Consider the following 21,602-nt stretch of genomic DNA (forward strand, 5'->3'; position numbering starts at 1 on the left):
CAGGCGGCGGGCCGCCGTCATGGGCAGCCGATAGTGTGGTCGCTCGTCCGAGACACCCCGCCGCCCCCATACGGCACAGGTGTCCACCGCAGTCCACCGAACCGGGGCCCGTACCTCGATGTCCGTGCACAGCCACACGGCAGCCCATCACGATGCCGCTGCCACACCAGAGTTCCCGCGTCATGTGGTGACCGCGGTCCTCGTCTCCCACGACGGCGCCCGCTGGCTGCCCGACGCGCTCGCCGGGCTGCTCGGCCAGGAGCGGCCGGTTCAGTACGTCGTGGCCGCCGACACCGGCAGCGCCGACGCCTCCGCCCAGCTGGTCACCGACGCGCTCGGCCCCGACCGCGTGCTGCACCTCGCCCGGCGAACAGGCTTCGGCCAGGCCGTCGAGGAGGCCAACCGCACCGCCCCCGTCCTCACCCCCGAGGACCTGCCCTACCTGAAGCGGCCGAGCGGCTGGGACCCCGTCACGCGCACCTGGCGCGACGACGCCTACGACATGCCCGAGCTGCCGCACGGGGAGCCGGTGCAGTGGCTGTGGCTGCTGCACGACGACTGCGCCCCCGACCCCGACGCCCTGGCCGAGCTGCTGCGGGTGGTGGAGAACGAACTCGAACTGGGCCGCGACGACGTGGCCGTCGTCGGCCCCAAGCTGCGCGGCTGGTACGACCGCAGGCAGCTCCTCGAGGTCGGCGTCACCATCGCCAACTCCGGGCGCCGTTGGACCGGCCTGGACCGCCGCGAACAGGACCAGGGACAACACGACCACGTACGGCCCGTGCTGTCCGTGTCCACCGCCGGCATGCTGATCCGGCGCGATGTCTTCGAACAGCTCGGCGGATTCGACCGGCGCCTGCCGCTGATGCGTGACGACGTCGACCTGTGCTGGCGCGCCCACGCCGCCGGGCACCGCGTCCTCGTCGCCCCCGAGGCGGTCGTACGACACGCCGAGGCGGCCTCCCGCGAACGCCGCACCGTCGACTGCGCGGGCCGCACCACCGCCTCCCCACACAAGGTCGACAAGGCCGGCGCCGTCTACACCCTGCTCGTCAACGCCCGCACGGCCACGCTGCCCTGGGTGCTGCTGCGGCTGGTCCTCGGCACGCTGCTGCGGACCGTCGCCTATCTGGTCGGCAAGGTGCCGGGCCAGGCGGTCGACGAGATCCGGGGTCTGCTGAGCGTGCTGCTGCGGCCCGAGCGGATCGTCGCGGGCCGCCGACGGCGTGGCCGGCCGATGGTCGACAAGGGCGAGCTGAGGCCCTTGTTCCCGCCGCCCGGCGCGACCGTGCGGGCCACGGTCGAACAGGTGGCGGGCAGCGTCATCGGCCGCTCCGACCCGGAGGTCACCTCCGGCGCCGGACGGCATGGCGGCGCGGTCGAGTCCGGGCCCGGCGGCGACGACGCCGACTTCCTGGAGATCGAGCAGTTCGCCCGGCTGAAGCGCATCGCCCGCAACCCCGGCCCGATGCTCTTCCTGGTGCTGCTGTTCGTCTCACTGGTCGCCTGCCGCGAACTCCTCGGCGGCGGCTCCCTCGCGGGCGGCGCCCTGCTGCCCGCCCCCGCCGACTCCGGTGAGCTGTGGTCGCGTTACCTCGACTCCTGGCATCCGGTGGGCGCCGGAGGCGACGCGTCCGCGCCGCCGTACCTCGCGCTCGTGGCGATGCTGGCCTCCGTCCTGCTCGGCTCCACGGGCCTCGCGGTCACGGTGCTGCTGGTCTGCTCGGTGCCGCTGGCCGGGCTCACCGCGTACTTCGCCTCCCGCCCGCTCGTCGAGTCCCGGCTGCTGCGCGCCTGGGCCGCCGTCGTCTACGCCTTCCTGCCCGCCGCCACCGGCGCCCTCGCCGGCGGCCGGCTCGGCACCGCCGTCCTCGCCGTGCTGCTGCCGCTCCTCGCGCGCGCGGCCCTCGCGGCGAGCGGCCTCGCGAACCCCTCGGGCGCGCGCGGCAGTTGGCGCGCCACCTGGGCCTACGCCCTGCTGCTGACGGTCACCACCGCGTTCACGCCGATCGTGTGGCCCGTCGCGCTGGTCCTCGGCATCGGCCTGCTCGCCGTGCGCCGCGGCGACATCACCGCCTACGGCCTGCGTTTCCTGACTCAGCTGGGCACCCCCCTGCTGGTCCTCGCCCCCTGGTCGCTGTCCCTGCTGCCGTTCGGCTTCTTCCGCGAAGCCGGTCTGGAGTACGGCGACTCGGCAGCCTCCGCCCTCGACCTGCTCGGCGCGAGCCCGGGCGGGCCCGGCACGGTCAGCGGGCTGATGCTGATCGGCATCGTGCTGGCCGCGCTGGCCGCCCTGCTGCGCACCGAGCGTCAGTGGGGGATCTGGGCGGCCTGGGCGGTGGCCCTGGTGGGCCTCGTCTTCGCGGTGCTGTCCAACACTTCCGCCTGGGCCGGACCCGCGACCCTCGTCTACGGCATCGCCCTCCTCACGGCCGCCGTGCTGGGCGCCGACGGGGCACGCGCGCGTGTGGCCGAGCAGAGCTTCGGCTGGCGCCAGCCGGTCGCCGCGCTGATCGTCTTCGCCTCGGCCGCGGGCCCGCTGCTCGTCGCCGCCGGCTGGATGATCCGAGGCGCCGACGGCCCGGTGGAGCGGCGCGACCCCGTGCAGGTGCCCGCGTTCGTCGCCGAGGAGAGCAGCACCCGCGACCAGGCCCGCACCCTGGTTCTCGACAGCGACTCCACCGCCCACGTCGGCTACACCCTGGTCCGCGGCTCCGGCGCCCGCCTCGGCGACGCCGAACTCGCCGCCGCCGACGGCGGCAACGCCGCACTCGACAAGGTCGTCGCCAACCTCGTCGCCGGTTCCGGCGCCGACCAGGCCGACCAGCTCGGCGACTTCGCCGTGCGCTACGTCCTGGTGCACAAGGGCGCGCCCCGCGAGGTCAGCCGCGTCCTGGACGCCACACCCGGCCTGAGCCGGCTCAGCCAGCAGGACGGCAGCGCCCTGTGGCGGGTCGACCGGCAGGTCGCGCGCGCGGTCATCGTCCCGGCCTCCGGCTCGGGCGACCCGCAGCCGGTCGCCGCCGGACCCGTCGAGATCCACACCAAGGTCCCCGCCGGCGCCGACGGCCGGATCCTGCGCCTCGCGGACACCGCGTCCGACGGCTGGACCGCCACCGTGGACGGCAAGCCGCTCACCCGCACCACTGTCGACGGCTGGGCCCAGGGTTTCGAACTCCCCACCGGCGGCGGCACGCTGGACGTCACCTACGACGACCCGATCGGCCACACCGCCTGGCTGTGGGCGCAGGGCTTCCTCGCCGTCGTCCTCGTCGTGCTCGCCCTGCCCGGGCGCCGCCGCGACGTCGACGACGACCTCCCCGAGGAGCCCGCGATCCCCGCAGAGGCCGTCGCCGGGGAGGGCCGCCGCGCCCGCCGCCTGCGGGCCCAGGCCGCTGCCGAAGAGGCCGCCCGGGACGAGGAGTTCCCGTCTCCTCCGCAGGAGGAGACCCCGGTGCCGGTTCCCCAGCAGCCGTCGTACGGAGAGTGGGACACCGCCGGCTACGCCGGTGCCGAGTACGGCACGTACGGCGGGGAGCAGTACCAGGGCGCCGACCAGCAGTACCCGGCGGGTGCGTACGGGCAGCCGTACCAGAACGACCAGTACCAGGCGGACCCCTACCAGGGTGGGCAGTACGACCCGTACGCGTACGGGGGTTCGGCGCAGCCGGGCGCGTACGAGCAGACGTACGACCAGTACCCGCAGGGCTATGACGCGACGTACGACCAGGCGCAGCAGCAAGGCCCGCATGGCAGCGGCAGTGAGCGCCCCGACGGGAGTCAGCAGTGAACCGCACCACCCTGTCCCTGATCGCCGGTGTCGGCGCGCTCGCCGCCGTCACCGGGTTCGCGGCGCTGTCCGCCCCGGAGGCGACCGGCACGGACACCGCCAAGGCGGCGGCCCAGTTGCCGGTTGAGCGCACCAGCCTGGCCTGCCCCGCGCCCAGCACGTCCGACCTCGCCGAGACGACGTACGCGTCCTTCACGCCGGTCACCGAGGGCACGGGGAGCGACGGGAAGGGCGAGCTGCGGTCGGCCGGTGGCGGCAAGGCCGGGAAGCCCGTGCTGGAGCCGAAGGAGCCCGGCGCGCCCGCGTCCGGGGAGAGTTCGGGAAGTGACACGCCCGCGCTGATCGGCACGGCGGAGGGGAAGTTCGCGCCCGGATGGACCGTGCAGGAGACGACCGAGGTCGCGGCCGGTGCCGGGCGCGGGCTGCTGGGGGTCAACTGCTCGGCGCCGGACACCGACTTCTGGTTCCCGGGGGCCAGTACGGCCGACGGGCGCACCGACTACGTGCACCTGACCAACCCGGACGACTCCGCCGCCGTGGTGGACATCGAGCTGTACGGCAAGGACGGGGCGCTGGAGTCCACGGTGGGGGAGGGCATCACGGTCGCGCCCCGGTCCAGTGAGCCGATCCTGCTGTCGACGCTGACCGACGCCAAGGAGACCGACCTCACCGTCCACGTGAACGTCCGCAGCGGGCGGGTAGGGGCCGCGGTGCAGGCGCTGGACGACAAGGTGGGCGGCGACTGGCTGTCGGCGGCCGCGGATCCGGCGGGCAGCCTGGTGATGCCGGGCATTCCGAAGGACGCGACGGCGGTGCGCCTGGTCGCGTTCACGCCGGGGGACGCCGACGCGGACCTCAAGGTGCGGCTGGCCTCGCCGACGGGGCTGATCACGCCGGCCGGGCACGAGACCCTGCACGTGAAGTCGGGCAGTACGACGGCGGTCGACCTCGGGGACGTCACGCGTGGCGAGGCCGGGTCACTGGTGCTGACGCCCACGGACCAGGGGGTGCCGGTGGTGGCCGCCGTACAGGTGGTGCGGGGGAAGGGCGACGACCAGGAGACGGCGTTCATCCCCGCCGCGCGAGCCGTGGGCACGCGCGCGACGTCGGCCGGCAACACCGTGAAGGGCGTGACCCTGTCGCTGGCCGCCCCGGGGGAGTCGGCGCAGGTCAAGGTCACGGCGTCGGCGGGCACCGAGGGAGGCACGACGGTGTCGAAGACGTACTCGGTCAAGTCGGGCACGACGCAGGACGTCGAGGTACCGGTGCCGAGCGGCCTGAAGGGAACGTACGCGCTCACGGTGGAGCGGGTGTCGGGCGGCCTCGTCTACGCGTCCCGGACCCTTACCGCGCCCCAGGGTGACGTCCCGGCCTTCACGGTCCAGACCCTGCCCGACGACCGGGGGATGGTGGCCGTACCGGAGGCGGAGCAGGATCTGTCGGTGCTGCAGAAGTAGGCGACGCCGGTCGCCCGTGCCGCGTCCGGTCAGTCCTCGCCGTACCGCGGATCCACCGTCTCCGGCGTCAGACCGAGCAGCTCGGCGACCTGTTCGACCACGACCTCGTGGACCAGCGCGGCCCGCTCGTCGCGGCCCTTGGTGCGGATCTCGACGGGACGCCGGTAGACGACGACCCGCGCGGGACGCCCCTCACGGGCCGGAATCGTGCCGCCGAGCGGTACCGCCTCGTCGTTCCAGGCCCTCCCGGGCCCGTCCAGCCTCGGTACTTCGAGGACGAGGAAATCGATCTCGGCAAGCTGCGGCCACCGCCGCTCCAGGCGCTCCACGGAGTCCTGCACCAGATCCGCGAACGCCTCGGCACGGCTCGCCGCGAGCGGCACCTGAGGGGGCGCGATCGGACCGCGCATGCCCCGTCCGTGACGATCACGGCGGCGGGGCCCGGGGGCGGCGGCGCGGGGCGGTACTCGGTTGTCCATCACTGGTGAAGCGTAGTCCTCGCGCGAGGCGTGTGCCCGGCCTCCACACGGCATTCCGGACCTTCACCCGCCTCCGTACGGCATGTCGCAGGATGACCAATCCAGCCAAGATTGGGCTCGATTCCTTATCCCTCCAAGACCGGCGATCACGAGGCAATTGGTGGTGTTTGTGTGCGGTGTTGACCGGTTTCGTGTTCGTACGAGACACCGGGCAGGCGTGTCCGCGCAGGTCAGCCGGGTGTGTCGGAAGAGACCTGTGGGACGATTCACAGCACGACACGGTGGAGTGACCTGGTGGAGAGTCGTCGCGGCCCGCTCAAGAGTGCGGTACCGTCCAACGTCGTGAGCCCTGTACGTCGCTGTTCGCGCACCGCTTGCGGCCGTCCCGCCGTAGCGACGCTGACGTACGTCTACGCCGACTCGACCGCGGTCCTCGGCCCGCTCGCCACCTACGCGGAACCCCACTGCTACGACCTGTGCGCCGAGCACTCCGAGCGCCTCACCGCCCCCCGCGGCTGGGAGGTCGTCCGGCTCCTCGACGGCTCCGCTCCGGCCCGCCCCAGCGGCGACGACCTGGAAGCGCTCGCCAACGCCGTGCGCGAGGCCGCCCGGCCCCAGGAGCGCGCCGCGCAGGCCGGCGGCGGTGGCCGCGCGGCGGACCCGATGGAGGTCGCGCGCCGCGGCCACCTGCGGGTTCTGCGTTCGCCCGACAACTGAGCGCCTGGTTCGGTCCCCCCTCATTTTGTTGAATGCTGCACGCCCCATTGACTCGGGCTTGTCGCGGACACGACCATTCCGTCACCCGTGAGAAATCGCTTTCCGCATCGCGGAATCCGGGGAGGCGTTTGTGTACGTGCAGGAACTGGAGCCCGTCGCCGACTCACTCAGCCTGTCCGCCCTGGCGGCTGCCCTACCCCTCGTGATCGTCCTGGTCCTGCTCGGCGGCGTCCGCATGAAGGCCCACCTGGCGGGCCTCACGGGCCTGTTGGCGGCCGTTCTCGTCGCCTGGCTCGCGTACGGCATGCCGCTGGAGCAGACGATCTCCAGCGCCACCCAGGGCGCGGCGTTCGGGCTCTTCCCCATCCTGTGGATCGTCGTCAACGCCCTGTGGGTGTACCGGATGACCGTCCGCACCCGGCACTTCGACATCCTGCGCCGGTCGTTCGGGCGGCTGTCCGACGACCCGCGCATCCAGGCGCTCGTCGTCGCCTTCTGCTTCGGTGCCCTGCTGGAAGCGCTTGCCGGGTTCGGCGCGCCGGTCGCGATCTGCTCGGTGATGCTCGTCGCCCTCGGCTTCGAACCGGTACGGGCCGCGATCGTCGCGCTGGTCGCCAACACCGCGCCGGTTGCCTTCGGCGCCATGGGCACGCCGGTGGTGACGCTCGCTCAGGTCACGGGGCTGCCCCTGGAGGACGTCGCGTCCGTGGTGGGGCGTCAGACCCCGCTGCTGGCCCTGGTGGTGCCGCTGGTACTGGTGGGCCTCGTGGACGGGCGGCGCGGGCTGCGCGAGACCTGGGTCCCGGCCGTGGTGTGCGGAATCGCTTTCGCCGTCGCGCAGTTCGCCGCCTCGAACTACCTCTCCGCGCAACTCGCCGACATCGCCGCCGCCTTGGCGGGCGCGGGCGCCCTGGTCGCCGTACCGCAGGCGCGCAGACCCGCCACCGAGCCCGTACGCGCGTCCGTGCTGACCGGCGTTCGGAGCGAGGAGTTGGACGAGCAGGACCCGCGCGCGGAGGTCGTGCGGGCCTACGCGCCGTACGCGCTGATCGTGGCCGTCTTCTCGGTGGCGCAGATCCCGGTGGTGAAGGACTGGCTGGCCCGGGCGACGCAGGCCTACGACTGGCCCTTCCTGGACGTCGTCGACCCGGACGGGGAGCGGGTCGGCGGCAACGTGTTCACCTGGCCGATCGTGTCCACCGGCGGCACGCTCGTGCTGCTCGCGGGAGTGTGCACGGCGGTCGTGATCGGGGTGCACGCGCGCGTGGCGGTCAAGGAGTGGCTCGCGACGGTGTACGAACTGCGCTTCGCGATCCTGACGGTGACCTCCGTGCTGGCCCTCGCGTACGTCATGAACCTCTCCGGACAGGCGGCCACCATTGGTCACTTCGTCGCGGCCGCCGGCGCGGGGCTCGCGTTTCTGTCGCCGGTCCTGGGGTGGTTCGGGGTCGCCGTGTCCGGGTCGGACACCTCGGCCAACGCCCTCTTCGGGGCGCTGCAGGTGACCGCCGCGCGCGAGTCGGGGCTGTCACCGGAGCTGCTGGCAGCCGCCAACAGCTCGGGCGGCGTCCTCGGCAAGATGATCTCCCCGCAGAACCTCACCATCGCCTGCGCCGCTGTCGGGCTCGCGGGCCGCGAGGGGGACCTGCTGCGCAAGGTACTGCCCTGGAGCCTGGCGCTGCTGCTCGTGATGTGTCTGATCGTGGTCGGTCAGAGTTCACCGGTGCTCGGCTGGATGCTGCCCTGACCTGAGGGTTACGGCTGGGAGTCCAGTTTCGGTCAGCACAGGTCGTTGTCAGCGGGGGCGGGTAGTTTGGGGTCACCGATAGGACTTCCAGGAGGGTTGGCCGTGGCTGCTGATCTGTCGCAGATCGTGAAGGCGTACGACGTCCGCGGAGTCGTTCCCGACCAGTGGGACGAGCCGCTGGCCGAGCTCTTCGGGGCGGCCTTCGCCCAGGTGACCGGCGCCGACGCGATCGTGATCGGGCACGACATGCGGCCCTCGTCCCCCGGTCTGTCGCGCGCCTTCGCGCGCGGGGCGGCGGCACGCGGCGTCGACGTCACCGAGATCGGCCTGTGCTCCACCGACCAGCTGTACTACGCCTCGGGCGCGCTGAACCTGCCGGGCGCCATGTTCACGGCCTCGCACAACCCGGCCAAGTACAACGGCATCAAGATGTGCCGCGCGGGCGCCGCCCCGGTCGGCCAGGACACCGGCCTCACCGAGATCCGCGAACTCGCCGAGCAGTGGAGCGAGTCGGGCGCCCCCGAGCCGACGGAGAAGCAGGGAACGATCACGCAGCGCGACACGTTGGAGGACTACGCGGCCCACCTGCGCTCGCTCGTCGACCTGACCTCCACCCGCCCTCTGAAGGTCGTTGTCGACGCGGGCAACGGCATGGGCGGCCACACGGTCCCCACGGTCTTCGCGGGCCTGCCCCTTGACCTCGTGCCGATGTATTTCGAGCTGGACGGCACGTTCCCCAACCACGAGGCCAACCCCTGGACCCGGCCAACATCGTCGACCTCCAGGAGCGCGTGCGCGCCGAGGGCGCCGACCTCGGCATCGCCTTCGACGGCGACGCCGACCGCTGCTTCGTCGTCGACGAGAACGGCGACCCGGTCTCGCCGTCCGCGATCACCGCCCTGGTCGCCGCGCGCGAGCTGGCCAAGCACGGCGGCGAGGGCGTCGTCATCCACAACCTGATCACGTCGTGGACGGTCCCGGAGGTAGTGAAGGAGAGCGGCGGTACGCCGGTCCGCACCCGCGTCGGCCACTCCTTCATCAAGGCCGAGATGGCCCGCACCGGCGCGATCTTCGGCGGCGAGCACTCCGCGCACTACTACTTCCGCGACTTCTGGAACGCCGACACGGGCATGCTGGCCGCCCTCCACGTCCTGGCGGCCCTCGGTGGTCAGGAGGGCCCCCTGTCCTCCCTGGTCGACCAGTACGACCGTTACGCCGGCTCCGGCGAGATCAACTCCACCGTCGACGACCAGCAGGCCCGCCTCGCCGCGATCCGCTCCGCTTACGAGGGCCGCGAGGGTGTCACGCTGGACGACCTGGACGGCCTCACCGTCTCCACCGCCGACTGGTGGTTCAACGTCCGCCCCTCCAACACGGAGCCGCTGCTGCGGCTGAACGCGGAGGCGCGCGACGAGGCCACGATGGCGAAGGTGCGCGACGAGGCGCTCGCGATCATCAGGGGCTGAGTTTCGCCGGGGTGGGTTCAGCCGCCGCGGCGGGACTGTGCGCCGCGCGGCGAGTCGACCGGGTGCGGGTGATCGGTGGCTGGTCAGGCGGTTCCCTGGGGTGTTGCGGCCGGCCCGACCCACCCCACACGGTAATGCCGTGCACATGGCAGCACCGGCCCACCGGAACACCGCCGCGGCGACCCCTGCGGCGGTACCCTGACCAGGCGTAACCCACGACCGTCGTACCCGATCCCACCCTGAAGGAATTCCCATGCCGCTCGAAGCCGGCCTCCTTGAGATCCTGGCCTGCCCCGCCTGCCACGCCCCCCTCACGGAGCAGGACGCCGAGCTGATCTGCGCCGGCCAGGACTGCGGCCTGGCCTACCCCATCCGCGACGGCATCCCCGTCCTCCTCGTCGACGAGGCCCGCCGCCCGGCGTAAACCCCCGTAGACGCCCGCGCGGCCCGGCCCGCGCAGGACAGGACCCGCCGCCCGCACAACCGACGACCCGGCGTTCGGAGGCTGCCGCCCATGCTCGACGAATCGCTGCTCGACTCCCCGGAGGGCCTCGCCGAGGCCGACCAGCGCGGCCTGCTGCGCGGCGCCGCCGAGGCCGGTGCCCGCGTCCGCACCGCCGCGCGGCACGCCACCGAGGCCGGAGTCGGGGAGCTGAAACCCGACGGCCGGCCGCGCGCGGTCCTCATCGCCGGCCCCGGCGCCGCCGCCACCCACGCAGCCGACCTGCTCGGCACGCTGGCCGGCCCCGGCAGCCCGGTCACCCGCCTCGCCCCCACCGGCGTCGCTCCCGCCGCGGGCGCCCTGCGCTGGGAGCTGCCCGGCTGGGCCGGCTCGGTCGACCTCCTGCTGATCGCCACCCCGGACGGCACCGAACCTGGCCTGTCCCTGCTCGCCGACCAGGCCTACCGCCGCGGCTGCGCGGTCGCCGCCGTCGCCCCGGCCGGCACCCCGCTCGCCGATGCCGTCGCAGGCGCCGCCCACGGCCTCTTCGTACCGATGGCGACCGCCCCGTACGAGCAGGACGAACCCCTCGCCGCGTCCGCCCCCGGCGTCCTGTGGGCGCTGCTCACCCCGCTGCTCGCGTTGCTGGACCGCATCGGGCTGCTCACCGCCGGGCCCGACGCGCTGGAGAAGGTCGCCGACCGCCTCGACCACATCGCCGAACGCTGCGGGCCGGCCATCGCGACGTACAGCAACCCTGCCAAGACCCTCGCCGCCGAACTCGCCGACGCACTCCCGGTGATCTGGACGGAGGGCACGTCCGCCGGCCCGGCCGGCCGCCGTTTCGCCGCCGCGCTCGCCGAACTGTCCGGCCGTCCCGCCGTCGTGGCCGAACTCCCCGAGGCGCTCGCCGCGCACAGCGCCCTGCTCGCCGGCCCGCTCGCCGCCAGCGCCGACCCCGACGACTTCTTCCGCGACCGCGTGGAGGAGCCGCCCGCCCTGCACGCGCGCGTGGTGCTGCTTCGCGACCGCCCCATCGGAGGCCTCACCGCCGCCCCCGGCGCCCGTGACCTGGCCCTCAGCCACGACACGCCGATCAGCGAACTCGAACCGGACGCCGGTGGCGAACTGGAGACCCTCTCCGAACTGATCGCCATCACGGATTTCGCCGCCGTTTACCTGGCGCTCGCCTCGAGGGCCTGATCTGGCTCAGGACGCCCCGACCTCCGTACGCGAGGAGAACCGGCGCCCGTACGCGAAGAAAACCGACGTTGTACGAACGTCGTACGCACGTCCTACGTACTGAGAACGCACGTCTACGTACTGAGAACGGCAGAGAGAACCGCATGGACCGCCTCGACAACACCATCCGCCCCTACGCCTGGGGCTCCACCACCGCGATCCCGCAGCTGCTCGGCGTCGAGCCGAGCGGCGAACCGCAGGCGGAGATGTGGATGGGTGCCCACCCGGGCGCACCCTCGCGCACCGACCGCGGCACGCTCGTCGACGTCATCGCGGCCGCCCCCGAGAAGGCGCTCGGCGCGGCCGCCGTGGCCAAGTTCGGCCCGCGCCTGCCCTTCCTCCTCAAGATCCTCGCCGCGGGCGCCCCGCTCTCCCTCCAGGTGCACCCCGACCTGGAGCAGGCCAGGGCCGGCTACGAGGAGGAGGAGCGCCGGGGCGTCCCCGTGGACGCCCCGCACCGCAACTACAGGGACGCCAACCACAAGCCGGAACTGATCTGCGCGCTCACCGAGTTCGACGGCCTGTGCGGCTTCCGCGACCCGCGCCAGGCCGCCGACCTGCTCGACGGCCTCGGCGTCGACTCCCTCAAGCCGTACGTCGACCTGCTGCACGCCCACCCCGAGGACGCGGCGCTGCGCGAGGTCCTCACCGCCGTCCTCACCGCGGACCCCGAGGAGATGGCCCGCACGGTCGCCGAGACCACCGCCGCCTGCGCGCGTCTCGGCGGCGCCTACGCCCCGTACACCGACCTCGCCCACCACTACCCGGGCGACCCCGGCGTGATCGCCGCGATGCTGCTCAACCACGTCCGCCTGCAGCCCGGCGAGGCCCTGTACCTCGGCGCCGGCATCCCCCACGCCTACCTCAACGGCCTCGGCGTGGAGATCATGGCCAACTCCGACAACGTCCTGCGCTGCGGCCTGACCCCCAAGCACATCGACGTCCCCGAACTCCTGCGCATCGTCCGCTTCGAGCCGAGCGACCCCGGGGTGCTGCGCCCCGAAGCCTCCCCGGACGGCGAGGAGGTCTACGAGACCCCCATCGACGAGTTCCGGCTGTCGCGGTACGTCCTCCCGGAGGGCGGCGGCACCCACGACCTCACACGCGCGACCCCGCAGATCCTGCTCTGCACGGCGGGCTCGGTCCGGACGGGCGAGCACGAGCTGAAGCCCGGCCAGTCCGTCTTCGTAGCGGCAGGCGAAAAGGCCGAAGTATCCGGTACGGGCACGTTGTTCCGGGCGACCGTCGTGGCCTGATCCAACGGGTGTGGAGACCTGGCGCGCCGTTGTCGGACCGGGCTGCAACAATGGCCCACCGGCAAAGGACCGGCAAAGCCCGCGAGCGGGCGAGGCCCTGGTGGACGGCGTACGAAGGGACAACGCGAACACATGAGCGCGTCAGGCGGCACCAAAGCGATCGTGGCGGCACTGCTCGCCAACCTCTCGATCGCGGTAGCGAAGTTCGTGGCGTTCCTCTTCAGTGGCTCGTCCTCGATGCTGGCCGAGTCGGTGCACTCGGTGGCCGACTCCGGCAACCAGGGCCTGCTGCTGCTCGGCGGCAAGAAGGCCCAGCGCGAGGCGACCCCGCAGCACCCGTTCGGCTACGGCCGCGAGCGGTACATCTACGCCTTCCTCGTCTCGATCGTCCTGTTCTCCGTCGGTGGCATGTTCGCCATCTACGAGGGCTACGAGAAGATCAAGCACCCGCACGAGATCGAGCACTGGTACTGGCCGGTCGGCGTCCTGGTCTTCGCGATCATCGCCGAGACGTTCTCCTTCCGGACGGCCATCAAGGAGTCCAACGTTCTGCGCGGCCGGAAGTCCTGGAAGGAGTTCGTCCGCCACGCCAAGGCGCCCGAGCTGCCGGTCGTCCTGCTGGAGGACCTCGGCGCGCTGGTCGGCCTGATCCTCGCCCTCGGCGGCGTCGGCCTGGCCCTGATCACCGGCGACAGCGTCTGGGACGGCATCGGCACCCTGTGCATCGGCGTCCTGCTCATCCTGATCGCGCTCGTTCTGGCCGCCGAGACCAAGTCGCTGCTGCTCGGCGAGGCGGCCGGCGTCGAGGACGTCAAGAAGATCGAGACCTCGGTCGTCGACGGCGAAACGGTCACCGGCATCATCCACATGCGCACGCTCCACCTCGGTCCCGAGGAGCTCCTGGTCGCCGCCAAGATCGCCGTCCGCCACGACGGCACGGCCACCGAGATCGCCTCCGCCATCGACGCCGCCGAGGCCCGCGTCCGCGAGGCCGTCCCGATCGCCCGCGTCATCTACCTGGAGCCGGACATCTACAGCGAGGCCGAGGCAGCCAAGGGCCCGGACCGGGCAGCGACGCCGGGCGGCCCGACCCAGGCCCCCGGCCACTGACCTCTTCGGCGTTATTACGCCCCGGGGGCCCGCCGAGTGTTCGGCGGGCCCCCGATTCGTTGTGCAGGACTTGTCGTGCGGGTTGTACGGGTTGTACGGGTTGTACGGTTGTACGGCTTGTTGTGCAGGGCTTGTTGTACGGGACTCGGCGCCGCCCGCCCCGACAAAAGCCGCAGCTACTCGACCTCGCGCAGCACGCCCAGTACCGCCCCTTCATCCGGCGCCGCCAGCAACCGCTCCCGGAACCCGGCGTCCATCAGCTTCCGCGACAGCAGCGCCAGAATCCGCAGATGCTCATCGCCAGCCGCAGCCTCGGGTACGGCGATCATGAACACGAGCCTCGCCTTCGTACCGTCCAGCGAGCCCCACTCCACGCCCTCGTCCGACCGTGCGAAACCGACGACCGGCGCGGTCACCGCGTCCGTCTTGGCGTGCGGGATCGCGATCTCCTCACCGAGCCCGGTCGTGCCCTGCTCCTCGCGCCGCAGCGCCGTCCGCACCAGCTCGTCCACGTCGGCAACCTTGCCGCTCCGCCCCAGCAGCCCCGCCATCTCACGGATGGCGGCGTCCTTGTCCGCCGCGTCGAGCCGCACCCGAACGGTCTGCCCGGTCAGATAGCCGGAGAGGACCTCGCCCTCCGCGACATGCGCACCGGCGGCCGACTCGGCCTTCGCGGCGTGTGCATCGCCAGCAGGCTCGGTCTTCGCAGCGTGCGCATCACCAGCTGGCTCGGTCTTCGCGGTGTGTGCATCGCCGGCCGGCTCGGGCTTCGCGGCGTGTGCACTGCCGGCTGGCTGGGTCTTCGCGGCGTGTGCACTGCCGGCCGGCTCGGCCTTCGCAGCGTGTGGGCTGCCGGACGGCTCTGCCTCCGAGGTGTGTGCATCGCCGGACGCCTCGGCCTCCGCTTCGCCGGACCCGCCCGTCTCCGCCGGACGGGAGCCCTTCGTCGGCTCGGCAACCCGGCTCCCACCCGAAGCCGGGGCCTTGGCCACTGCCTCTCCGGATACGACGCCCCCCGCACCCGGCGTCGCCACGCCCGCCCCGACGAGCGCGGCCTCGGGCCCGGCGGCGAACCCGCCCCCACCCGGCGCCTCTCCGGGCCGCGCCTCCTGCCCTCGCTTGCGCTCGCCGATACCGACCAGGCCAACAGTCGTCACCGCGGTCACCGCGGTTCCGATCAGTACCGCCACGAAGAACATCGGCACCCCGCTCACCGCACCCAGCACCGCCACGATCGGCCCACCGTGCGGCACCGCGTCCTCCACCCCGGCCAGCCCCGCGACCGCACCGGCCACCGCGCCACCCAGCATGTTCGCCGGAATCACCTGCGCCGGCCGTGCCGCCGCGAACGGGATCGCGCCCTCGGAGATGCCGAAGCAGCCCATGAACAGCGAGGCCAGCCCGGTCTCCCGCTCCTGCTCGGTGTAGAGCCGCTTACGTATCAGCGTGGCGAGCCCCTGCCCCAGCGGCATCACCGGGATCGCCGCCGCACACATGCCCATCACGGCCTGGTTGCCGGTCGCGATGAGCCCCGCGCCGAACAGAAACGCAGTCTTGTTGACCGGCCCACCCATGTCGAACGCGATCATCAGCCCCAGGATCGCGCCGAGCAGGATCGCGCTCGTACCGGTCATCCCGCCGAGCCAGCTGGTCAGATGCTCGAACACCCAGGAAATCGGCCGGCCGATGACATAGATGAAGAACAGCCCCAGCACCGAGGTCGCCACAATCGGTATCACGATGATCGGCATGATCGGCTGCACGAACTTCGGCACCCGGACCTTCTTGATCCACAACACCAGATACCCGGCGAGGAACCCGGTCACGATCGCTCCGATGAAGCCCGCCCCCGCCTTGGAGTCGTACAACTCACCGGTGTCGGCGATCCAACCGCCGATCATGCCGGGCACCAGCGCGGGCCGGTCGCCGATCGCGTAGGCGATATAGCCGGAGAGGATCGGCACCATCAGCGTGAAGCCGATGACACCGATGTTGTTCACGTCCATCCAGAAGGAGTCCTCCGGGATGACCAGACCACCGGACGGATCCGTGTTCCCGCCCAACGAGAGCGAGATCGCGATCAGCAACCCGCCGACCACCACGAACGGAATCATGTAACTGACCCCGTTCATCAGCGCCTTGTACGCGACGCTCCGCTCCTTGCCGCCACCGGCCGACTCCGCCGCGGCGTCGCCCCTCCCGGTGTGCACCGGAGCCGAGAGCACCTGCTCGATCAGCCGCTCGGGATGCCGGATGCCCTCCGCGACCCCGACCGTCAGGACCCGCTTGCCGACGAATCGGCTCAGATCCACGTCCTTGTCCGCGGCGACGATAATGCCGTCAGCGAGTCTGACATCGTTGTCATCGAGGACGTTCTCAGCCCCGATGGAACCCTGCGTCTCCACCTTCATCTCGACACCGCGGCTCTCGGCAGTCTGTGCGAGCTTCTCCGCCGCCATGTACGTGTGTGCAATCCCGGTCGGGCACGCGGTCACCGCCAGCAGCCTCAGCTGCCCGCGCTCGTCACCGCCGCCCGTGGGGGGAGGGCCGGCCGGACTCGTCACGTCGTTCTCCTTACACGTTCGTCACACGGAACGTCGTCCCGGACGCCCCGCACGTTCGACCGGATGCCCCGATCACCCCGCATCCTGCAACACCCGCCCCACCACTCCAAGGCCCGCACCCGAAGCGAACAGCCCTGCTTGTCCCTCTATGTCGCTGAATATCCCCTCCTTCATTTCTGCACTGTCGCCGCCGTCACGGCACTCCGTTGCCCGCCGTGACCAGTTGCCTTGATCGGCGTGAATTGTTCGTAGGTGGGCTGGGGGCGGCTGGACCGCCCGGTGTAGCTTGGGACGGAGTCAGACGTCGCTGCTGATGGCGGTCGGGCGGTCCCCAGTGGACCGGCCGAGGGAGAGAGGGCCTCCGACGGACTGCGCTGCGCGCACGCGGGCATGCCTGGGTGCTCTTCGGGCACCCTTGTGTCCGCCGCCGCGCAGATCAGCCGTACCCACCTCGACCCAACCACCGAGGAGCAGCCCGTAATGACCACTGTCGAGAACCGACAGGACTTCAAGGTCGCCGACCTCTCCCTGGCCGAGTTCGGCCGCAAGGAGATCACCCTCGCCGAGCACGAGATGCCGGGCCTGATGGCGATCCGCAGGGAGTACGCCGAGGCACAGCCCCTCAAGGGCGCCCGCGTCACCGGCTCCCTGCACATGACCGTGCAGACCGCCGTGCTCATCGAGACCCTGGTCGCCCTGGGCGCGCAGGTCCGCTGGGCGTCCTGCAACATCTTCTCCACCCAGGACCACGCGGCCGCCGCCATCGCCGTCGGCCCGAACGGCACGCCCGACAACCCGCAGGGCGTCCCGGTCTTCGCCTGGAAGGGCGAGACCCTGGAGGAGTACTGGTGGTGCACGGAGCAGGCCCTGACCTGGCCGAACACCCCCACTGGCGGCCCCAACATGATCCTGGACGACGGCGGTGACGCCACCCTCCTCGTCCACAAGGGCGTCGAGTACGAGAAGGACGGCAAGGTCCCCTCGCCCGACACCGCCGAGTCCGACGAGCACCGCGTCATCCTCGAGCTGCTCACCCGCACGGTGAGCGAGAGCCCGCAAAAGTGGACCCAGCTGGCCTCCGAGATCCGCGGCGTGACCGAGGAGACCACGACGGGCGTCCACCGCCTGTACGAGATGCACCGCGACGGCACCCTCCTGTTCCCGGCGATCAACGTCAACGACGCGGTCACCAAGTCGAAGTTCGACAACAAGTACGGCTGCCGCCACTCCCTGGTCGACGGCATCAACCGCGCCACCGACACCCTGATCGGCGGCAAGACCGCGGTCGTCTGCGGCTACGGCGATGTGGGCAAGGGCTGCGCGGAGTCCCTGCGCGGGCAGGGCGCCCGCGTGATCGTCACCGAGATCGACCCGATCTGCGCCCTCCAGGCCGCGATGGACGGCTACCAGGTCACGACCCTCGACGAGGTCGTCGACAAGGCCGACATCTTCATCACCACGACCGGCAACAAGGACATCATCATGGCCTCGGACATGGCCAAGATGAAGCACCAGGCGATCGTGGGCAACATCGGCCACTTCGACAACGAGATCGACATGGCCGGCCTCGCCAAGTTCCCCGGCATCGTCAAGGACGAGATCAAGCCGCAGGTCCACACCTGGACCTTCGCGGACGGCAAGAAGATCATCGTCCTCTCCGAAGGCCGCCTGCTGAACCTGGGCAACGCCACCGGTCACCCGTCGTTCGTGATGTCCAACTCCTTCGCGGACCAGACCCTGGCCCAGATCGAGCTGTTCACCAAGCCCGACGAGTACCCGACCGACGTCTACGTGCTGCCCAAGCACCTGGACGAGAAGGTCGCCCGTCTCCACCTCGACGCGCTCGGCGTGAAGCTGACCACGCTCCGCCCCGAGCAGGCCGACTACATCGGCGTCAAGGTCGAGGGCCCGTTCAAGCCGGACCACTACCGCTACTGAGTCCACAGCCGGCCCGCTGAGCCGCGCGCCCGTGCACTGACGCACGGCTCAGCAGCAGGTCCTTGGAGGCAGGCCCCCGCACCCCCGTGCCGGGGGCCTGCCTCTTTGTCCGGACCAGCTGTCACGGAACCAGCTGTCACCGACTTGTCGCGGCACCGGCCAGCCCGTCACACCCCAGGACCCTCATGCCCCGCGGCCGCTATTCGCTCCACGATCCGCACGATCACACCCCCCTCGCAGAAGAACACTTCCACTGCGCCCCCGGCCCGTCCGGCTGGCGCTACGTCTCCCAGCTGACCACCCCCTCGGGCGATCACCGCGGCTCCGTCGACCTCGCCCTCGACGAACTCGGCCGCCCCATCCGTCTCGAACTCCACGCGGCAGGCTGGCAGGTGCGCGGTGCCGCTCTCGACGGCGTCACCTGGGTCCGTACCGACCCCACCGGCACCGATGCCACAGAAGGCAATGTGCGCGCCCACGCCTTCACCGGCACCTCCCCCGCGTTCCTCATCGCCACCACCCGTCTGCTGCGCCTCACCCCTTCCAGCTCCGCAACCCGCGTACGCCTCGTCGCCTTCACAGACCCGGTCCTCGCCCCGCGCACCGTGGACCAGTCCTGGGCGCTGCTGAAAAGAGAAGCACACGGCACTGACAACGACCCCCTGACCGTGGACGAGTACCAGGTCACAGCCCTGGATACCGGCGAGCAGCACGTCGTGCACATCGCCGGAGACGTGGTGCTCGCGGCTCCCGGCATCGAGCTTGAGGACCTGGACTCACCGCCGTCTGTGTTCTCGTGAGCGGGCTGCCCGATGGGGAGGTGGAGGTCGGGCTCGGTCGGGTTGTTGGGATGGTTTGGCGTGCTGAGCGGCCCGAGAACGGCCAGAAGGCTGAGACCAGAAGGCTTAGAAAGGAGCTGAGGCACTGAACTCACGCAGTGCACCGAGGCCCGGACTGTGCGGCCTCGGCGGGATTACGCGGGCGGCACGAATCCGGTCGCGGGAGGATCCGTGTCGGCCGACTGCCCGTCTTGCGCGTTCTGCTGCGACCCGGGCGGCGACGCCTGCGCCGGGCTGTCGGGACGGCGGTCGGACTGCACTGCTTCATATCGGGGCTGCGCTGCCGCAGAGACCTGCCCGACAGATGGCGGAGCGGTAGGAGTGGCAGGAGTGGCGATGGAGGGATACGAGGGCGCTGCGCCACCCCCGTACTGCCCATCACCGCCAGGCCCATGGGCGCCGGCAGCCCCGTTCGCGTGGGCACGCCGGATCTCCCGCGCCTGTCGCTCCTGTACCACCGCCGCTAGATAGGCGGCCGCCGGTATCCCCGGCGGCACCGGAGCGCCCGTCCGCTCCGCGAGATCGGCGGCGAGCCGTTCCGCCATGGCACCGCCCACCTGGGGGTCAAGCTGCTGCATCCGCGTCAGGTACTGCCGTATGGCCAGCCACAGCCCGTCAGGAACCGCCGACAGATCAAGCCCCGAAAAGCGTCCGGCGAGCCAAGGCGGCGGCGGAGGCACAAAACGCATGCGGGCAGTGGGTATCCGTTCCCTTACGACCAGAGTCCCCGCGAAGACATCCCCGAGCCGACGCCCTCGCTCCGACACCAGCGAAGCGATACAGGCAATGACACCGAGCGTCAGCAGGATCTCGACCACGCCAATGGCCCCTCGCACCAGCGCATGCCGGAAACGGATCGGCCCGCCGTCGTCACGTACCACCCGCAGCCCGAACGCCATCTTCCCCAGCGACCGCCCGTGGCTGAGCGTCTCCACGGCGATCGGCGCACCCACCAGAACCAGCAGAAACGTTGCGATGGAGATCGCGATCCGAGCAGCCTCGTCCAGGGAGGCCGTCGAGATCACCAGCACCATGGTCACGATCATGTACGCGGTAAGGGCCACAACCAGATCGAGCAGGACTGCCAGCGCCCTGCTGGGCAACCTCGCAGGGCGCAACTCCAGAGCCACCGCCTCGCCCGTCACCAGCTCACTCACGCCCGTCGTCCTTCCCCTGGCCTGCCCCGAGAACCGTCAGTCTGCCAAGCTGAGGGCACCGAGCATCGCAGTACGACAAGCCGATACTCACGACGGGCCCGCCGACGAGCAGCCGAGGAGCAGGCAAACCGATGGACCTCGACGTCTTCGTCTCCGCCCACCGAGCGGAATGGGACCGCCTGGAGGGCCTGCTCCGGCGCCAGCGTCGCCTCACCGGCGCCGAGACCGACGAACTCGTCGCGCTCTACCAGCGCACTGCCACTCATCTTTCCCTGATCCAGTCCAGCGCACCCGATCCACAGCTGACGGGGCGCCTCAGCCAACTGGTGGCACGCGCGCGTAGTGCGGTGACAGGCACCCGACGCGCCTCCTGGCGCGATGTCACCCGCTTCCTCGCCTACGGCTTCCCAGCCGCCGTCTACCGATCCCGCCACTGGTGGGTTCCCACCGCTCTGCTGTCGACTCTCGTCGCGGCGCTCCTCGGCTGGTGGATCGGTACGCACCCAGAAGTCCAGGCCACCATCGCTGCACCCAGCGAACTGCGCGAGCTCACCCGCCCCGGTGGCGAGTACGAGAGCTACTACTCCACCCACCCCGCGGCATCCTTCGCGGCGCGCGTGTGGACCAACAACGCCCAGGCAGCCACCATGTGCCTGGTCTTCGGCGTCTTCCTGGGCCTCCCTGTCCTCTGGATCCTCTTCCAGAACATGCTCAACCTGGGCATCGGCTTCGGACTGATGTCCTCGGCAGGCCGACTCGACACCTTCCTCGGTCTCGTCCTCCCGCACGGGTTGCTGGAGCTGACAGCAGTCTTTGTCGCCGCCGGCACGGGACTGCGGCTCGGCTGGACGGTGATCGACCCAGGACCACGTACGCGCCGCAGGGCCCTCGCCGAGGAGGGCCGCGCTGCCATCGGCATGGCGATCGGCCTTGCCCTGGTCCTCTTCGTCGCCGGCGCCATCGAAGGCTTCGTCACCCCGTCGGGCCTGCCGACCTGGGCCCGCATAGCCATCGGCGTTGTCGCCGAGCTCGCCTTCCTCGCGTACGTCTACGTGCTCGGACGGCGTGCCGCCCATGTCGGCGAGACGGGGGACTTGGACGCGGCCGAGCGCAGCGACACGATGCCGACTGCGGCCTGATGTGCGGACAGGCCTGCGGGACTGCTAGTCTCCTCTTCGCCCCACGGGAGCCGTTGACACGGACCATGTGGGGAGGTAGATTCAAACAGTTGCCTGGACTGGAGCTCATCCGGTCGGCACCTTGAGGACCTACCGCTTCTACGAACATCGCTTTCGAAGAAGCTCCCCGATGAATCGGAATGGACGGTCGGTCAACTCGGCCGGAAACCTCTGATAAAGTCGGAACCGCCGGAAAGGGAAACGCGAAAGCCGGAACCTG

The 21,602-nt window shown here is 71.2% G+C and carries 14 protein-coding genes and 1 pseudogene; 12 read left to right on the top strand and 3 right to left on the bottom strand.

What is annotated here, in order from left to right; translation table 11 throughout:
* Positions 1 to 118: 118 nt before the first annotated feature.
* Together I2W78_RS23875 and I2W78_RS23880 are read left to right on the top strand one after the other, a co-directional pair.
* Positions 119 to 3,790, top strand: a complete 3,672-nt coding sequence (locus I2W78_RS23875) for a glycosyltransferase family 2 protein (RefSeq protein ID WP_196462317.1) — start codon at positions 119 to 121, stop codon at positions 3,788 to 3,790.
* A complete protein-coding gene (locus I2W78_RS23880; RefSeq protein WP_196462318.1) occupies positions 3,787 to 5,247 on the top strand; it encodes a DUF5719 family protein in 1,461 nt (486 codons plus the stop codon). The genes I2W78_RS23875 and I2W78_RS23880 overlap by 4 nt, the downstream gene beginning before the upstream one ends.
* A gap of 29 nt (positions 5,248 to 5,276) precedes the next feature.
* Here the strand turns inward: I2W78_RS23880 and I2W78_RS23885 are convergent, their stop codons facing one another.
* Complete coding sequence (locus I2W78_RS23885) at positions 5,277 to 5,726, bottom strand: metallopeptidase family protein (protein WP_196464693.1); 450 nt, start codon at positions 5,724 to 5,726, stop codon at positions 5,277 to 5,279.
* A 294-nt stretch (positions 5,727 to 6,020) separates the two neighbouring features.
* Here I2W78_RS23885 and I2W78_RS23890 point away from each other — a divergent pair, with 294 nt between their 5' ends.
* The 7 genes and pseudogenes from I2W78_RS23890 (at position 6,021) to I2W78_RS23920 (ending at position 13,706) form a co-directional block, all read left to right on the top strand.
* Positions 6,021 to 6,443 carry a DUF3499 domain-containing protein gene (locus I2W78_RS23890; protein ID WP_053760356.1) on the top strand — a complete coding sequence of 141 codons (423 nt, stop codon included), beginning with the start codon at positions 6,021 to 6,023 and terminating at the stop codon, positions 6,441 to 6,443.
* A 130-nt stretch (positions 6,444 to 6,573) separates the two neighbouring features.
* The gene (locus I2W78_RS23895; protein ID WP_196462319.1) at positions 6,574 to 8,190 is read left to right on the top strand and encodes an L-lactate permease; all 1,617 of its coding nucleotides are present in this window, start codon (positions 6,574 to 6,576) and stop codon (positions 8,188 to 8,190) included.
* 102 nt (positions 8,191 to 8,292) lie between these two features.
* Positions 8,293 to 9,656 (top strand): annotated as a pseudogene (locus I2W78_RS23900) (phosphomannomutase/phosphoglucomutase).
* A 253-nt stretch (positions 9,657 to 9,909) separates the two neighbouring features.
* The gene (locus tag I2W78_RS23905; protein ID WP_196462320.1) at positions 9,910 to 10,080 is read left to right on the top strand and encodes a Trm112 family protein; all 171 of its coding nucleotides are present in this window, start codon (positions 9,910 to 9,912) and stop codon (positions 10,078 to 10,080) included.
* Between the two features lie 90 nt (positions 10,081 to 10,170).
* A complete protein-coding gene (locus I2W78_RS23910; RefSeq protein WP_196462321.1) occupies positions 10,171 to 11,301 on the top strand; it encodes an SIS domain-containing protein in 1,131 nt (376 codons plus the stop codon).
* Between the two features lie 143 nt (positions 11,302 to 11,444).
* A complete protein-coding gene (manA, locus tag I2W78_RS23915; RefSeq protein ID WP_196462322.1) occupies positions 11,445 to 12,596 on the top strand; it encodes a mannose-6-phosphate isomerase, class I in 1,152 nt (383 codons plus the stop codon).
* A gap of 132 nt (positions 12,597 to 12,728) precedes the next feature.
* Entirely contained in the window at positions 12,729 to 13,706 is a 978-nt protein-coding gene (locus I2W78_RS23920; RefSeq protein WP_196462323.1) for a cation diffusion facilitator family transporter, read from the top strand.
* A gap of 176 nt (positions 13,707 to 13,882) precedes the next feature.
* Here the strand turns inward: I2W78_RS23920 and I2W78_RS23925 are convergent, their stop codons facing one another.
* Positions 13,883 to 16,270 carry a fructose-specific PTS transporter subunit EIIC gene (locus I2W78_RS23925; RefSeq protein ID WP_196462324.1) on the bottom strand — a complete coding sequence of 796 codons (2,388 nt, stop codon included), beginning with the start codon at positions 16,268 to 16,270 and terminating at the stop codon, positions 13,883 to 13,885.
* A 480-nt stretch (positions 16,271 to 16,750) separates the two neighbouring features.
* Between I2W78_RS23925 and ahcY the strand changes: the two genes are divergently transcribed.
* Complete coding sequence (gene ahcY, locus I2W78_RS23930) at positions 16,751 to 18,208, top strand: adenosylhomocysteinase (RefSeq protein WP_196462325.1); 1,458 nt, start codon at positions 16,751 to 16,753, stop codon at positions 18,206 to 18,208.
* A gap of 185 nt (positions 18,209 to 18,393) precedes the next feature.
* Complete coding sequence (locus tag I2W78_RS23935) at positions 18,394 to 19,008, top strand: hypothetical protein (protein ID WP_196462326.1); 615 nt, start codon at positions 18,394 to 18,396, stop codon at positions 19,006 to 19,008.
* Between the two features lie 173 nt (positions 19,009 to 19,181).
* On the opposite strand, the gene I2W78_RS23940 is transcribed toward I2W78_RS23935, so the two are convergent.
* Complete coding sequence (locus tag I2W78_RS23940; RefSeq protein ID WP_196462327.1) at positions 19,182 to 20,204, bottom strand: RDD family protein; 1,023 nt, start codon at positions 20,202 to 20,204, stop codon at positions 19,182 to 19,184.
* A gap of 131 nt (positions 20,205 to 20,335) precedes the next feature.
* Here I2W78_RS23940 and I2W78_RS23945 point away from each other — a divergent pair, with 131 nt between their 5' ends.
* Positions 20,336 to 21,343 carry a stage II sporulation protein M gene (locus tag I2W78_RS23945; protein ID WP_196462328.1) on the top strand — a complete coding sequence of 336 codons (1,008 nt, stop codon included), beginning with the start codon at positions 20,336 to 20,338 and terminating at the stop codon, positions 21,341 to 21,343.
* The last annotated feature ends 259 nt before the right edge of the window (positions 21,344 to 21,602 follow it).

This window comes from Streptomyces spinoverrucosus (assembly GCF_015712165.1).
Classification (GTDB): domain Bacteria; phylum Actinomycetota; class Actinomycetes; order Streptomycetales; family Streptomycetaceae; genus Streptomyces; species Streptomyces spinoverrucosus_A.

Bases quoted from the DNA above. Each gene is read 5' to 3' on its own strand.
- manA (WP_196462322.1), top strand. From the start codon at position 11,445: ATGGACCGCCTCGACAACACCATCCGCCCCTACGCCTGGGGCTCCACC.
- I2W78_RS23875 (WP_196462317.1), top strand. From the start codon at position 119: ATGTCCGTGCACAGCCACACGGCAGCCCATCACGATGCCGCTGCCACA.
- I2W78_RS23945 (WP_196462328.1), top strand. From the start codon at position 20,336: ATGGACCTCGACGTCTTCGTCTCCGCCCACCGAGCGGAATGGGACCGC.
- I2W78_RS23935 (WP_196462326.1), top strand. From the start codon at position 18,394: ATGCCCCGCGGCCGCTATTCGCTCCACGATCCGCACGATCACACCCCC.
- I2W78_RS23910 (WP_196462321.1), top strand. From the start codon at position 10,171: ATGCTCGACGAATCGCTGCTCGACTCCCCGGAGGGCCTCGCCGAGGCC.
- ahcY (WP_196462325.1), top strand. From the start codon at position 16,751: ATGACCACTGTCGAGAACCGACAGGACTTCAAGGTCGCCGACCTCTCC.
- I2W78_RS23905 (WP_196462320.1), top strand. From the start codon at position 9,910: ATGCCGCTCGAAGCCGGCCTCCTTGAGATCCTGGCCTGCCCCGCCTGC.
- I2W78_RS23885 (WP_196464693.1), bottom strand. From the start codon at position 5,726: ATGGACAACCGAGTACCGCCCCGCGCCGCCGCCCCCGGGCCCCGCCGC.
- I2W78_RS23920 (WP_196462323.1), top strand. From the start codon at position 12,729: ATGAGCGCGTCAGGCGGCACCAAAGCGATCGTGGCGGCACTGCTCGCC.